The organism is Xanthomarina sp. F1114 (genome assembly GCF_026410255.1).
Lineage (GTDB): Bacteria > Bacteroidota > Bacteroidia > Flavobacteriales > Flavobacteriaceae > Xanthomarina.
This window is the reverse complement of record NZ_JAPMLL010000005.1, coordinates 17891-32475: the sequence shown is the minus strand read 5'-3', so window position 1 is coordinate 32475 and position 14585 is coordinate 17891. Positions and strand designations below refer to the sequence as shown.

Sequence of the window (14585 nt, the reverse complement as noted above, 5' to 3'; positions counted from 1 at the left end):
TTAATTTTTTAAGCCAGTGGCAGATTTAATTTTTAATTCGCCATTACCTACAGCTACTTTAAACTTTGCAAAAACAGGTATCTTATTGTCGTCAGCACTTAGCCAAAGTAAGTTATCGTTGGTTCCTTTTAGAACATTGCTATTTTTAATTGAGATAGCTAGTTTATAACAGGCTTTATTTCCAATATTTGTGCTAATGGTTTCTTTGCTTAAATATGTTACCGCAATTTCTGTAGGCTTATTGTCAAATAGTACCGTTAGTGTTATAACTTTTCCTGGCGAATAAGTACTTAAATTTAAAGTTCTTAAGTAATAAATAGTAGAAACTATGTCCTTGGTATTGTTTGAAATTTTTAATGTGTTATTTTGATCATAAGTGCCTCCACCTTTCTTTTTCTTTTTTATCACACTCGTTACGGTTCCTTTAGAGTGACTATATTTATACTGCACAAATTTAGAGTAACCACCTTCATTAATATCTCTTTTATAAAGATAAGGTTTTACACTTTTTGGACTTACATAGCTTTCATACAAATCTCTAATTTTAAAAAAACTATCCCATTTACTATAGGTAGTAGCCGTGCATTTTAGTCTTAATAGAGTAGCTTTCGACGTTCTAACCTCACTAGTTTCCATATTTACTTGTGCCAATTCGGTTAAGACTCCAGACATGTTGTAAGAGGCTGTAAATATTAGCTTTTCGCCAGCTGAAAATGCAGAATTTTGTCCAAAACTTAAGGATGAAACCAAAAGACTTAAAACGAATAAATACTTCAACATATATTTAAGTTTGATATAATTAAGCTATAACACTTATTATGCCGAAAATAACACTAAAATTTAAAATGGATGGAATTCGTAGGAAATAAAATATTATAATTTTTATAAATGCCCATTTTTTGATTACACTAGTTATAATGCTCAGAACTAAAATACAGACCTGCAAGAGTGAAATGATAGGAGAGTAGCATTTTTTTCTTTTTCCTGAACAATTTGTAATATAAATATAAGAATTAGGCATACAGTTGCCAAGGTATTCTATCCAGAGAGTTCAATTTTAATAGTAGTTATTGGTTATCTGAATTAGGAAGTTAACCTAGTTCAGATTTTGAAGAAATCATGCTAAATTTATTCTGTAATTTTTGATGTTTATTTTTTAAAAATTGGGTGGGTATTTTGTGTCATAAAAATAATGGCACCCCTTGTAATCACGCGCTATTCTTTATTTTAAGACTATTTTGTCTTTTATTAAATATTTAATTTTATTCAAAAATTTGATTTCAGATAGTTTTGTCAGAATTAAAAATTGACTACTTTTGTGCCTATAACTTTGATATATAATTAATGTTTTCGAAAGCATGTGAGTATGCCATTAAGGCGTGTGTTTTTATCGCGATGAAGTCTTTAGAAGGCGAACGTGTAAATTTAAGAGAGATTTCAACTAATATTGATACTCCTGAAGCCTTTACGGCTAAAATATTACATCAATTGGCTAAAAAAGATATTTTAAGTTCCTCTAAAGGGCCCAAAGGAGGATTTACTATCGTTAAAACACAGATTGATAAAATAAAAGCTAGTGATATAGTTTCTGCCATCGACGGTGACTCGTTATATACCGGTTGTGCTTTAGGATTTGACACTTGCGATGCAAATCAACCCTGTCCAATGCATCACAAATTTGTTGATATTAGAAACGATTTAAAAGTTATGTTAGATAGTACTACTTTAAAAGAACTAGCTCTTGGATTAAAAGGAGGCCTTGTTTTTTTAAAGCGATAAAAAAAAAAAATTACACAAATACCTGATAAAAAGGTAAGAATATCATAATTATGAAAAAAACAACTTGGTATATCATTTGCCTAGTAGTAGGGATACCGCAAATAGCACTTTCTCAAACCGAACCAATTAGTACAGAGAATTGGGTGTCTAGTCCTGGAATTATTGGAACGTTTGTTTTAATAGCCATCGTATTTATTATTGCTGTCATTATTTTGTTGGCAAAAGTGAACTCCTATATCGATGGCATGAAAGGCAAACAGAGAGAAAAGCATAAAATGGCTTTCGACGATGAACTTATTGCCATGGAAGATGAGGATATAGATTATATCCTTGAAAAAAGAAAAGCAGCCCTAAAATATAAATTGAAAGGGAATGAACTAGGTGGAAAACATGAAGCTTTTGACGAAAAAGGGATTATTCAACGTATTGATAATAGTCCTAGCAATGCTTTATTTGACGAAAAACAAAAGACAACCTTAAGTATAGAAACCCCAATCGAACTTAAGAAAATAGTAATCTATTATGTTGGCGCAGCAGCTTTCTGGTTAGTTTTAGGAACATTAATTGGGCAGTATTTAGGTATGAAATTCGTCTGGCCAGAAATGGACCATCAAGCTTGGTTGTCGTTTGGTCGTTTAAGACCCGTTCATACCAATATGGTCTTTTGGGGATGGTCTTCGCTGGCAATGATTGGTTTAGGGTATTTTGTTATAGCAAGAACTTCCAATACAACTATTTATAATTACAAATGGGCTTGGTATGCTTGGCGCCTGATTAATGCAACCATAATTTTAGGAAGTCTATCTTTAATGCTAGGAGTTAATAATGGAGGTGGAGAGTATAGAGAATATATCTGGCCTATTATGTTGCTGTTTGCTATTGGTCTAATCCTTACCTTTTGGAATTTCTATAAAACGGTTGCTACACGTAAAATATCGGAAATATATATATCCAACTGGTTTATTCTAGCCGCTTTAATTTGGACAATTGTTTTAACTACTATTGGATATTTACCATTTTATCAAGACGGTTTAGGAGAAACTGTTATACAGGGTTATTATATGCACCAAGGTGTAGGAATGTGGTTTATGACCTTTACCTTAGGTTTGGTTTACTACTACCTCCCATCTTCTTTAAATAAACCTATTTATTCCTATTCTTTAGGAGTTTTAGCCTTTTGGACTCAGATGTTGTTTTATACAATGATTGGAACGCATCACTTTGTATTTAGTCCATTACCATGGTGGCTACAAACTGTGGCCATTGTGTTTAGTGCAGGAATGTTTATTCCTGTTATAGCTGGAACTACCAACTTTTTAATGACCATGAAAGGCAGCTGGAACCACATATCAAAAAGCTATGTATTACCTTTCTTTTTAGTGGGAGTTATCTTTTATTTTGTGGGTTCTTCTCAAGGAAGCATTCAAGCCTTTAGATTTACAAATTATGTTTGGCATTTCACCGACTTTAATGTAGCGCATTCCCACATGACCATGTATGGTATTATTGCTTTTATGTTATGGGCATGTATCTATGCCATTTTACCAAAAATTACAGGAAAAGAACCACCTCAAGTATTAGTAGGAGCGCATTTCTGGATGGCATTTATTGGGCTGTTCGCTTATATGATTTCACTTATGGCTGGAGGAACTTACAAAGGTTTAAGCTGGATAGAAGGTGAAGCTTTTATAGAGTCTGTTATCTTAATGAAACCGTATTGGGTATGGCGCGCTGTTGGAGGTTCGCTAATGTTTATATCCCACTTAGTTTTTGCATATAATTTCTATTATATGGTAAAAGACTATCAAAAAATAAAAACTTCAACGTCAACAAAAAACGTAGAGAAATTAACTGTTAAATAAGAATAAAAGATGCTTAACTTTCATAAAGATCATAAAAATTTGGTGCTAACGGCAGGCCTTGTATTTGTTGCTTTAAGTGTTATGGTGGCCATACTTCCAGCTTTTCAAATGCAGGAAACAGTGCCATTGCCTAACGAGAAACCCTTAACAGAAGCCGAGAGAGAAGGGCTTCACATTTACGTTAAAGAAAACTGTATGGCCTGTCATACACAACAAGTTAGAAATATTGAAATGGATAAAATGTGGGGGTCTAGACCATCCATTCCTTCAGATTACTTTTATAGTAAAAAACGATTGGACGTTTGGAGACAATCGCCTTCCGTTTTAGGAAGTGAAAGAACCGGGCCAGACTTGACAGATATTGGATCACGTCAACCTAGTGAAGATTGGCATTTACTTCATTTGTACAATCCACGGGCAGTAGTTTCTGCTTCTGTAATGCCTTCTTATCCTTGGTTATTTCGAGAAGTTCCGGAAAGTATGCTAACTAAAGACGATAGAGAAGTTGTAGCGCCAGAGGCCTATTTTAATAAACCTGGAATAGCTCTTGTTGCCTCTAGAGAAGCACTTTTATTAGTAGATTATTTAAAATCTTTAAAACAAACCGAATTACCAACAGGTATTTCAAAAGACTTTATCCCTGCTAAAAAGAGAAAAGAAGTATCTGGAGGTACATCCAATTCTTCAAATGCTAGATCCGGACCAGATGGTGCTAATTTATACAAACAAGTGTGTGTGGCTTGTCATCAAGACAATGGAAAAGGAATTCCAGGAGCATTTCCACCTTTAGATGGTAGTAAAATTGTAAACGATGAAAACCACGAAACTCTGATCCGAATTATCATTCAAGGGTACGATGCTAATCCAAATTTTGGAGTAATGCCTCCATTTGGAGAACAACTTACAGATGAAGAAATTGCAGCTATAGCATCCCACGAACGAAGTAGTTGGGGTAATAATGCGCCTCCTGTATCTGAAGACGATGTGAAGAAAATTAGAGAGTTTATTAATAAAGAATTAAATCCATAAACTATGAAAAAGATACTCCCCATTTTCATCCTACTTTTTCTATTTGGACAACAAGTAGTTAAAGCTTGCGATGTATGTAAAAAAAACCAACCTGAAATTCTACAGGATGTCACTCATGGTCCAGGACCGTCTGGAACCATAGATTATATTATTATTTGGGTGTCTGCAATTATAGTTGGAATAACATTAATCTTAAGCTTAAAATATCTTATTAAGCCTAAAGAGAGTAATTCAGACCATATTAAGAACATTGTTAAAAATGAAGGATTTTAGTTATGGAAGATCATAGAATTATAAAAGTTTTTTTAGATGAAGACCCAAAGCCCTTCGCTTCATTTGCACCTCCCGTAAAGGTTGTATTAGATACTACTAAGATTCCCGATGGGAAGCATATTTTAAAAATTGTAGCCAAATCTTCAGATGGTATTGAAGGTATTCGAGAAATTCCATTTGTAGTTAGAAATGGACCATCAATTTCCGTAGTTGGTTTAAAAGAAAATGAAACTGTCGATACCAATGTGCCACTGATAATTAATGCCTATGGAAGCGAGAATAAAGACTTTTTCGTAATTAAGGGGTCTGAAACGCCAAAAGCAATTCCTGCTTGGGTTTGGGCTTTAGTTATTTTGTTTATTGCATTTGGTGTTTTTTATCTAATAATGTATTGGAACCAAGAGCTCTATGGTTCTTTTGTTTAAATAAATACGCAATAATTAAATCTAATTTCTTATCTTATATACACGAAAGTAATATATAGAAGTTTCCTTTAAACGGAGAGTAGATATATGGTATTTAAATATTTTAGCTCCACGCATTTGTATTCTTTAATCTTAACCATGAAAGCTTGTAGCCTTGGTATACAAAAGAAGTCAGTAAATTAAAGAAGGAGGAATATTCTTTATTCTTTTAGAAATAAATATAAGTTCATAATCCAACTAGGTTATAACAGTTATTTTAAGTTGTTTTTAATATGAACATCCTCTCTAATAAAGACTTAACCAACTAGTTAAATTGGATTGAGTCTATCTTAGTTTAAATTATTTGATTAAACTGAATTTATTAAATTTTAAAACTACTTATTATGAAAGATAATGAAATGTTTCCAAAAACGACCCCAGATTTAATTTCAAAAAAAGCAGCACTCGCGCCAAAAAATATAGAAGCTTGGCGTAATTTTAGTAAAACAGTTTTTGAAGCCGGAGCTTTAGATGAAAAAATCAAGCAACTTATTGCAGTAGCAGTAGCTCATGTAACCCAATGTCCTTATTGTATCCGTGCCCATACGCCCCAGGCACTTAAAAAGGGAGCAACCAAAGAAGAAGTTATGGAGGCTATTTGGGTAGCAGCCGAAATGCAAGCGGGAGCAGCTTATGCCCATGCTACTATAGCCATGGAAGAAATGGATAAACACAAGTCTTAGAATACATATTATATAATGAATTTAGATTGTAGTTTAGAAAAGTACTGAATTTGAATCCTAAACATTATTTGGCTTATAGATAAAAGTAGACTTAATACGAATAGAAGTTTTGTTTCCTGAAATTTGATTTTCAAATTGACTAAAAAACTAAAAACTGCTTTTTAGTATTAACAGGGTACAAATACTTGTTTTAGAAATTATTAATTTAATACCTGAAAATTATGAAAAATGAACTTGTTAAAATTACATCCATAACGCATGCAACTCCAGATGTCTTACATATAGTTACGGAGAGACCTAATGGTGTAAACTTTATTCCAGGTCAAGCTACAGAGATTTTTTTATACAAAGACAATTGGGAGAACGAAGGAAGGCCTTTTACTTTTACAGGACTTCCTAAGGACAAACATTTGGAATTTTATATAAAGACTTATCCTTCTCATAACGGAGTTACCAATCAATTACGAAGTTTACATTCTGGAGATAAATTAATTATTAATGATGTGTTTGGAGCAATAAATTATAAAGGCGAAGGTACTTTTATTGCGGGTGGAGCAGGAGTAACACCATTTATTTCTATTCTTCGGGATTTAAGAGCAAAAAATAAACTAGGAAGCAATAAACTTATTTTTGCTAATAAAAGAAGAACTGATATTATTCTTAAATCGGAGTTTGAAGATATGCTCAAGTATAATTTTATAAATATTCTTTCCGAAGAAAAAAATAAAGAATATGCTCACGGGTATATTACCGAAGATTTTATAAAAGAAAACGCTTTCTCCTTAAATAATTATTTTTATGTATGTGGTCCTCCAGGTATGATGGATGCTGTAGAGAATCAGTTAAAAAGTTTGAATGTTCCTAAAGAGCTTATAATAAAAGAAGCTTTTTAAAATTAAACTTAGTAAGTATGAAATAATAAACTACAATTATTGTTGTCATATTATGGTAGCTTTTAAATTAAATAATTTCTTAGTTAGTTAAAGAAGTGGTTCTCGTGTTTTTCTTGAGCACGTTTTTTAAACTAATTTAATAATAATAAATAATGTCATGCATATTTCTTCAAAAACAGCTATAGTAACGGGAGCAAGCAGTGGTTTAGGGGCAGCTATAGCAAAAAGTCTAATAGATCATGGAGCCGTGGTTTATGGTATTGGTAGAAACGATATTAAACTAAAGAATTTACTAAAAAAATTAGGAGACAAGTTTATTCCTATAAATCTTGATATCTCAAATTTTGAGACTGTTAAAAAATGGGTGGATAAAACATTTTCTAAAAATCCTGGTCCAGACATTTTAATAAATAACGCAGGTGTTGGTTCATTTTCCCCTATAGATAAAATGACTGATAGTAGCTGGAACAAAATGGTAAATGTAAATTTGAATGGCTTGTTCTATATCACTTCAGAAGTTACAAAAATAATGAAATATAAAACTTCCAGTACACATATTATTAATATAGGTTCTATTCTTGGAGCTGTAGGACGAGCGGATGGTACAGCTTATTGTGCAACAAAATTTGGAGTTCAGGGTTTTAGCGACGCATTGTTTAAAGAATTAAGACCTTTTAATATAAAAGTAACCTGTATTAACCCAGGTTCTATAGAAACTTCCTTTTTTAAAAGTTCAGGTATTGAAGCGCACTCCAATATGCTGCAGCCAAAAGATCTTGCAGAAACTGTTTTGCACGTTTTGAAAACTCCAGATAATTTGTTGATAAACGAAATGACTATTCGTCCTTTACACCCTAAACCAAACTAAACCGGAGAAGAAATTTCGTTTTAGCCTATCAATTAATATAGAGACTTATAGTTTCATTATTTTTGAATGGAGAATCTGGAGTAAGTTATGTCTTTACAGCCAATGAAACGGTAATAATAAATACTGGTTAAAAAGCAGTATTTTATAACCCCATTGTTTTCTGCATGTTAGAAAAGAAAATCTTATAATTTGTAATCAATAAAAATAAAATGCTGCAAATATTCGACAAAACGCTTGGTTTTTACGATTAATTACATAAATTTGTTTTATAGAAACCCAAAATATCTACTTATGAAACCTAAAATTACTTTGTTTTGCCTTACTTTTTTATTAATGGTTGGCATGGGCTTTGCCCAAAATAATGCACCTAAAAGCATTATTAGTCAGGATGTAAGAATTGCTAAGTATCACGACCGAAAAGAATTAGAAACAATGAATAAAGGTGTTTTACTTAATCTTTATAATGAACGTATAGAGATTATTGTTAAAATTTTACCTTATATAGCATTTGCTACAAAACCAGGAGTAACTATGTCAACTTTTGGAATTCCTGATACAAAAGATAACAGAAGAGCTTTAGATGATCAAATAAATGCTACCACAAGTTATTTCCAGAGCACTATGGATTTTCAGAATAAAATATTACCCTATTCTGATAGAGCAAATTTAATTGCTGCCATTTTATTCTATGAAGAGACTCTAAAATCATTACATATATATAGCCAGAACAATAGGTTCTAATTTCTAAGTTTAGATTATCCATGTCTCTTGTTTTATAAACTAATTTAATTAGTTAAGGATACTTCATAAGTATTGAAATTTAAGAAGTCTACTTAAAACAATAAAACTTGATGTCTTAAGAAATTACTAAATCCTAATTGTGTAAGGCATTTTTTGACCCAGAATTAAATATAATAGTAAGCTAAGAAATGTGATTTTTTAATATTTATGAAAAATACTAAATTTTATTTGTAGGAAAAAACCTTAACTTCAAATCGATTTATGCATTTCGTCGCTTTTATTTGTATTTAATAGAATTATTTTCTATGTTTGATACATATATAAAAGAGATTTATGATTAATAAATAACTATTTTAACTATGAAAAATTTGCCCCAACTCTTAACTCTTTTTCTGTTAGTGTTTTGTAGCGTCAATGCACAACAGGAAAAAGGCATCATTGGTACCAATAACTGGCTAAACTCTTGGTCAGAATTTAATCCAGAACAAGTAGAGTACGGTGAGGCTACAGAAATTCTTACCGGGAATATTTCTACAGACACAAAATTGGTTAAGAAAAACGTTTACATGTTATTAGGAAATGTTTTTGTTACCGATAACGCCACTTTAACAATCGAACCGGGAACGGTAATTATTGGTGACTTTAAAACTAATGGTTCCTTAATCATTACCAAAGGAGCTACAATAATTGCAGATGGCCTACTTACAGATCCTATAGTTTTTACTTCTAATAGAAGTGTTAAAAAAGCTGGTGATTGGGGAGGACTTATTATTCTTGGCGATGCGCCAATTAATAAATTTGGAAATGGTTCTTCTGTAAATCACAACTTTAAATCTGTCTCTTACGATCAAATAAGTTATGGAGGAGATAATATTGAAAGTAATTCAGGAATTTTAAGATTTGTGAGAATTGAATTTGCTGGAAAAAAATTAATGGGTAAAGATAATTTTAATGCTTTGCTATTAGCTGGTGTTGGAAGTCAGACTATTATTGAAAATGTGATGGTTAGTTATTCTGCAGGAAACTCGTTAGACGTGTATGGCGGACAGGTTAACTTAAGTAAAGTGGTTTCCTATAAAGCCAACCGAATTGATTATAACTTTAATTACGGTACACAGTGTAATATTTATAACTCTTTAGCTGTAAGATCTTCTTATATCTCAAGTCCTGAAGGGTCTAGAGCTATGGAGGTGATGACTTATAAAGATGATAAAAGCGATATAGATTTCTCTAAAAAGCAAACCTTAGTTACAGCAACTAATTTAACATTAATCAACGCCAGTGATAATTTAGATTCTGAAATTAAAATGGGCTTAGTTAGAGAGGCTATTTATATTGGAGAATATGCTTCTTTAGATATGAGTAAAAGTGTTGTTTCTGGATTTAATCCAGCGGTTTTATTCGAGAATAAAATTAAAATCAATAATGAAAATTTAGATAGAATCCGATTTACAGAAATGTATTTCAATAATTGTAAGGGAAACATCTTTATAGAGTATAACTCTAATAATGAAGATTTAGAAAGTTGGTATGGAAATAGTAGCTTCTTTAATGTGTATTCTAAAGGATTGGATTCTGAAACATTTATTGATTTAAAGAATTCAAAAAGACCAGACTTTAGATTGCGTATTAATAAAATTATTGCATCTAGCTTAGATTAAACTAATTAGTAACAAAAATATTTAATTATAACCCCAAAAAACTAAAACAACAACTGCCCCAAATCTACATGAGCATTCTGACTAAAGAATTATACCTAACTAGTTCTTTAATATGTAAGGAATTATCAAACATGATAATACCCATAGAACATGCTATTCTGAAGAAACTTCTCATTTAGAATTGAAGACTAACTATTAAAGTGTATGGATAAAACTACTTTTGTAAAAAACCTACTTGCTGTTTTGTGTTTTTCAGTTCTTGTTCATAGCCAGAGCCTAAAAGCTCAGGTAGTTATTGGTGCTCCAAATCTAGGTTTTTCTCAGGCTTGTGCTAATACTGAATTTAATTCTTTTTATGTAAGTTTTGTTTTTTCACCAGAAGCCGCATTAAGTCCTAGCAATCAATTTATAATCGAATTATCAGCTCCAGATGGGAGTTTCTCTAGTACAGATCCAAATATTATTTATACTTCAAATGCAGGTGAGATTACATCATCTCCAGCAAATATTAATTTTTCTTTTCCAACAGAAACAGCAGGAGAAACTTATAGAATAAGAATTAAAAGTACAGCTCCGGCAGCAACTAGTACTGGGTCGCCATCATTTGCAGCTTATTACAAAATTCAAGACAGCCCTTTTACAATTAACCACTTAGTTCCTACAGCTTCATATTGTGCTGGAGGAAGTTACCTTTTAACAATAGATAATCCTGGAACAGGTCTAAACGATTCTCCTTTAAATTACCCATCCTTAACTTTTAAATGGTATAAAGAAACTGGTCCAACTACATCTGTGTTTGTTGCAGATGGAGAAAGTCTAACGGTTAGTACAGACGGAACTTATTTTGTAGAAACTAATTATGGTACCTGTACATCAGAGTCTTTCTCAAACAGAGTTACTGTTACAGAATCTACAAATGGTTCTACTACTAATATTGTATCTAGTTTGGGCAATCCTTTTTGTCCAGATTCGGGTCCAACAACTTTAACTACCTCGGCAGGAACTAGTTATCAATGGTATATAGATGGAACAGCAATTCCTGGCGCCACAGAACAAACTTATAATACCGAATTTTCTGGAACTTATTCTGTAACGGTAGATTTAGGAGGATGTATTTCAACCGCAAGTATAGAACTAGTTAGCGACATGTTTACAAGCTCGTTAAATGTAGATACAGAAAACACCATAGATCCTGGAAATTCTTTAGAGGTGATTGTAAATACAACAGCAGAAAACCCAGAGTTTTTGTGGTATTTAAACAATACAATAATTCCAGGAGCTACAGGAAACTCCTATCAAGCAACCCAAGTTGGTAATTATAAAGTTATAGTAAATCAAACAACCGGATGTTTAGTTTCAAATGAATTAGAATTTGAAATTATAGAAACAGTAGATCCATTTCCAAATGTGGCAGATATTCCAAATTTAATTAGTCCAAATGGGGATGGTATAAATGATACTTGGGTGATACCAAACCAATATGTTAGTGGCACAAACACACAAGTTATTATTATGGATTCTTATGGAAAAGTCCTTTTAAACACAAACGACTACCAAAATAATTGGCCTCAAAACGAATTAAGTTTTACTAGTGTAAATCCTGTGTATTACTATGTAATAACAACACAAGATAATAAAACCAAAAAAGGTTCTATAACCGTTGTAAAATAATATGAAAACACTTTTACTTATAATAGTCTTGTTTTTCTGTTCGATACAATTCAGCTTCTCTCAAGAAGATGGTGTTGTATCGTTGGCTATTCCAGTAAGGAGTTCTCTAAAGTTTAATCGTTATATTATAAACCCAACCTTCAGTTTTGTAAGAGAGCAAAATACCTATATTAATATTACTAATAAAAGAGAATGGGGACAATTTGATGATGCTCCACAAACTTATCTAATTAACTACTCGGGAAGATTTAAAGAAAATATTGGAGTAGGAGTTGGACTTTTTCAACAAAATCACGGAGTATTAACCACCTTTGGAGGACTTGTGAACTTAGCTTATAATGCTCAATTACAAACAGATAGTAACTTAACTTTTGGTTTAAATATAGGGTTTTATAAAAGTAGCATCAACGATGGAAAGGTAGTTGTAAATCAGCCAGACCCATCCTTAGATAATATACCTAATAATATGGTATTAAGTGTGAGTCCTGGTATTAATTATGGGCTAGTATTTTTCGACTTTGGTTTGTCGGTTAATAACCTGGTTCAATACAATTTTAAATCTTCAGAATTACTAAAAAAGGATCCACAACAAAGTATTCAAGCACACTTAATGTATACTGGGTATATGTCTAGTCGTGGTTTTTTTGATGAAAGTAAGTTTTCTGCTCTCGTAAAATCCGAATTTGAAAAAGATCAAACTATTTTTTCAGGAATAGCTATGCTTATGGTTCCTAAAGGAATTTGGGCGCAAGCTGGTTATAATTCAGTATATGGTTTTACTGGTGGGCTTGGTATTAATATTACTAAACAAATAGCTGTAGAATACAATTATGAAAAAGCAGTAGGAGATCTATCAACCTTTGGAGCTTCGCATGAATTTACTTTAGCTTATAAGTTTGAAAGTAGAGATAAATACTATTATAGTGGAGACGATAGGGAAGAAGCCTTGCTCATGAAAGATAAAAAACGTAAGCCAGGAATTTCTACAAAACCAAAAATGAGTGCCGAAGAAAGAGCTCAAGTAACAGAAGAGAGAGCTCGTGAAAGAGCAGCAGCTCAAGAACAAGCAAGATTGGCAGCAGAAGAAAGAGCACAAGCTAGAAAAAGTGCTCAAGAAGCAGCTCAACTTAATAGTGAAGAAAAAGCTAAAGCCATAACCGAAGCACAAACTGTGGCAGCTACTCAAGCAGAAGCAGCTGAGGCTCAAGCTAATGAAGAAGCAAGATTGGCAGCAGAAGCAGCCGCTCAAGCTCAGGCTAATGAAGAAGCAAGATTGGCAGTAGAAGCAGCCGCTCAGGCTCAGGCTAATGAAGAAGCGAGATTAGCAGCAGAAGCAGCCGCTCAAGCGCAGGCTGAAGAAGAAGCGAGATTGGTAGCTGAAGCAGCCGCTCAAGCTCAGGCTGAAGAAGAAGCAAGATTAGCAGCAGAAGCAGCCGCTCAGGCTCAGGCTAATGAAGAAGCAAGGTTAGCAGCAGAAGCAGCTGCTCAGGCTCAGGCTAATGAAGAAGCGAGATTAGCAGCAGAAGCAGCTGCTCAGGCTCAGGCAGATGAAGAAGCAAGGTTAGCAGCAGAAGCAGCCGCTCAAGCTCAGGCAGATGAAGAAGCAAGGTTAGCAGCAGAAGCAGCCGCTCAAGCTCAGGCTGAAGAAGAAGCAAGATTAGTAGCAGAAGCAGCTGCTCAGGCTCAGGCTAATGAAGAAGCAAGGTTAGCAGCAGAAGCAGCAGCGATAGCACAAGCTGTACCAGTTCAACCAGATGTACAAGTAACTCAAAAAGATGAATTGGCAAAATCGATGTTTGCTTTAACTGAAAGCACTAAAGAATCTAAAGAACAACAGGAGGAATTATTACAAAGGTTTGATGATGTAATCGCTATAAAAGATCAAGACCTTAAAGATTTAAGAGAAGAAAACGATTTAAGTGAGCAAGGTATTTATTTGGAACCAAAGCCATTTAAGAGTATTACTGCAGAAAACCGAGCTTTAGCAGCTTTAAGAGCCGATTTAGATAGAGCTATGGAAGAAAGAAGTAAAACTATTAAAGAATTGGAGGAGCTTTATATTCAGAGAATTCAAAAAGGATCAAATAAAAATGATGCTACCAGTAAGTATTATTTAGAAACTATTAAAGGAATAAGAGAGGAGCAAAAGCAGTCTGAAAAAGTAAAAGCTAGACTTGTTTCAACCCTAGAAACTATTAATGTACAAACAGAAATTGAGAGAAAACGACGAATAAAACGTGCTCAATACGATAATGAAAAAGACAGATATATTAAAGACAGAACAGCCTTAGAAAGAATTATTGAAAGTACGCCAATAAGTTCTGAGACCTTGACTGCAGAAGATTTTGATTTTGGTGAAAAACAAACTAGTAATGTGCAAATCTTAAAAGGAGTTCAAAATGTGGAAAATGGATTTTACATGATTATTGCTGTTCATAACAACGCAAAAGATAGAGACGCCTTCTTGGAAAAAGTGGTGTCTACTGGACAAAAAAATATTAATTTTTTCTTCGATGTTAATTCAAGTAAATATTTTATTTACTACCAGAAGTTCGATTATGTAGAAGAAGCTATGAATAAATTACAAACAAAAGGAGATAAACCTTATAACGGGAATATGTCTGTAGTAAAAATTGAAAATTAAAGAAAAGAACTAATTTA

The 14585-nt window shown here is 32.9% G+C and carries 13 protein-coding genes; 12 read left to right on the top strand and 1 reads right to left on the bottom strand.

Annotated features, from left to right (window positions below):
• Complete coding sequence (locus OS188_RS05025) at nucleotides 1–780, bottom strand: DUF3108 domain-containing protein (protein ID WP_267147735.1); 780 nt, start codon at nucleotides 778–780, stop codon at nucleotides 1–3.
• Between the two features lie 564 nt (nucleotides 781–1344).
• Here OS188_RS05025 and OS188_RS05020 point away from each other — a divergent pair.
• From OS188_RS05020 to OS188_RS04965, 12 genes are all read left to right on the top strand, one after another.
• Nucleotides 1345–1779, top strand: coding sequence for an RrF2 family transcriptional regulator (locus OS188_RS05020; protein ID WP_267147734.1), 435 nt, complete (start codon nucleotides 1345–1347; stop codon nucleotides 1777–1779).
• A 50-nt stretch (nucleotides 1780–1829) separates the two neighbouring features.
• A complete protein-coding gene (locus OS188_RS05015) occupies nucleotides 1830–3641 on the top strand; it encodes a cbb3-type cytochrome c oxidase subunit I (RefSeq protein WP_267147733.1) in 1812 nt (603 codons plus the stop codon).
• 9 nt (nucleotides 3642–3650) lie between these two features.
• Nucleotides 3651–4670, top strand: coding sequence for a cbb3-type cytochrome c oxidase subunit II (locus OS188_RS05010; RefSeq protein ID WP_267147732.1), 1020 nt, complete (start codon nucleotides 3651–3653; stop codon nucleotides 4668–4670).
• Between the two features lie 3 nt (nucleotides 4671–4673).
• The gene (locus OS188_RS05005; protein ID WP_267147731.1) at nucleotides 4674–4943 is read left to right on the top strand and encodes a hypothetical protein; all 270 of its coding nucleotides are present in this window, start codon (nucleotides 4674–4676) and stop codon (nucleotides 4941–4943) included.
• A gap of 2 nt (nucleotides 4944–4945) precedes the next feature.
• Nucleotides 4946–5368, top strand: a complete 423-nt coding sequence (locus OS188_RS05000) for a cytochrome C (protein WP_267147730.1) — start codon at nucleotides 4946–4948, stop codon at nucleotides 5366–5368.
• Nucleotides 5369–5751: 383 nt separating this feature from the next.
• Entirely contained in the window at nucleotides 5752–6090 is a 339-nt protein-coding gene (locus OS188_RS04995) for a carboxymuconolactone decarboxylase family protein (RefSeq protein ID WP_267147729.1), read from the top strand.
• Between the two features lie 221 nt (nucleotides 6091–6311).
• A complete protein-coding gene (locus tag OS188_RS04990) occupies nucleotides 6312–6983 on the top strand; it encodes a ferredoxin reductase domain-containing protein (RefSeq protein ID WP_267147728.1) in 672 nt (223 codons plus the stop codon).
• 157 nt (nucleotides 6984–7140) lie between these two features.
• Entirely contained in the window at nucleotides 7141–7851 is a 711-nt protein-coding gene (locus OS188_RS04985) for an SDR family oxidoreductase (RefSeq protein WP_267147727.1), read from the top strand.
• Between the two features lie 291 nt (nucleotides 7852–8142).
• Complete coding sequence (locus OS188_RS04980; RefSeq protein WP_267147726.1) at nucleotides 8143–8592, top strand: hypothetical protein; 450 nt, start codon at nucleotides 8143–8145, stop codon at nucleotides 8590–8592.
• A 359-nt stretch (nucleotides 8593–8951) separates the two neighbouring features.
• Nucleotides 8952–10253, top strand: coding sequence for a beta-helix domain-containing protein (locus OS188_RS04975; RefSeq protein ID WP_267147725.1), 1302 nt, complete (start codon nucleotides 8952–8954; stop codon nucleotides 10251–10253).
• Between the two features lie 204 nt (nucleotides 10254–10457).
• Nucleotides 10458–11924 carry a T9SS type B sorting domain-containing protein gene (locus OS188_RS04970; protein ID WP_267147724.1) on the top strand — a complete coding sequence of 489 codons (1467 nt, stop codon included), beginning with the start codon at nucleotides 10458–10460 and terminating at the stop codon, nucleotides 11922–11924.
• A 1-nt stretch (nucleotide 11925) separates the two neighbouring features.
• The gene (locus tag OS188_RS04965) at nucleotides 11926–14568 is read left to right on the top strand and encodes a PorP/SprF family type IX secretion system membrane protein (protein WP_267147723.1); all 2643 of its coding nucleotides are present in this window, start codon (nucleotides 11926–11928) and stop codon (nucleotides 14566–14568) included.
• Nucleotides 14569–14585 lie beyond the last annotated feature (17 nt).

Coding starts and splice junctions, on each gene's coding strand:
- OS188_RS04970 (WP_267147724.1), top strand. CDS start 10,458: ATGGATAAAACTACTTTTGTAAAAAACCTACTTGCTGTTTTGTGTTTT.
- OS188_RS05000 (WP_267147730.1), top strand. CDS start 4,946: ATGGAAGATCATAGAATTATAAAAGTTTTTTTAGATGAAGACCCAAAG.
- OS188_RS04975 (WP_267147725.1), top strand. CDS start 8,952: ATGAAAAATTTGCCCCAACTCTTAACTCTTTTTCTGTTAGTGTTTTGT.
- OS188_RS04995 (WP_267147729.1), top strand. CDS start 5,752: ATGAAAGATAATGAAATGTTTCCAAAAACGACCCCAGATTTAATTTCA.
- OS188_RS04985 (WP_267147727.1), top strand. CDS start 7,141: ATGCATATTTCTTCAAAAACAGCTATAGTAACGGGAGCAAGCAGTGGT.
- OS188_RS04980 (WP_267147726.1), top strand. CDS start 8,143: ATGAAACCTAAAATTACTTTGTTTTGCCTTACTTTTTTATTAATGGTT.
- OS188_RS05010 (WP_267147732.1), top strand. CDS start 3,651: ATGCTTAACTTTCATAAAGATCATAAAAATTTGGTGCTAACGGCAGGC.
- OS188_RS05005 (WP_267147731.1), top strand. CDS start 4,674: ATGAAAAAGATACTCCCCATTTTCATCCTACTTTTTCTATTTGGACAA.
- OS188_RS05015 (WP_267147733.1), top strand. CDS start 1,830: ATGAAAAAAACAACTTGGTATATCATTTGCCTAGTAGTAGGGATACCG.
- OS188_RS05025 (WP_267147735.1), bottom strand. CDS start 780: ATGTTGAAGTATTTATTCGTTTTAAGTCTTTTGGTTTCATCCTTAAGT.
- OS188_RS05020 (WP_267147734.1), top strand. CDS start 1,345: ATGTTTTCGAAAGCATGTGAGTATGCCATTAAGGCGTGTGTTTTTATC.
- OS188_RS04990 (WP_267147728.1), top strand. CDS start 6,312: ATGAAAAATGAACTTGTTAAAATTACATCCATAACGCATGCAACTCCA.
- OS188_RS04965 (WP_267147723.1), top strand. CDS start 11,926: ATGAAAACACTTTTACTTATAATAGTCTTGTTTTTCTGTTCGATACAA.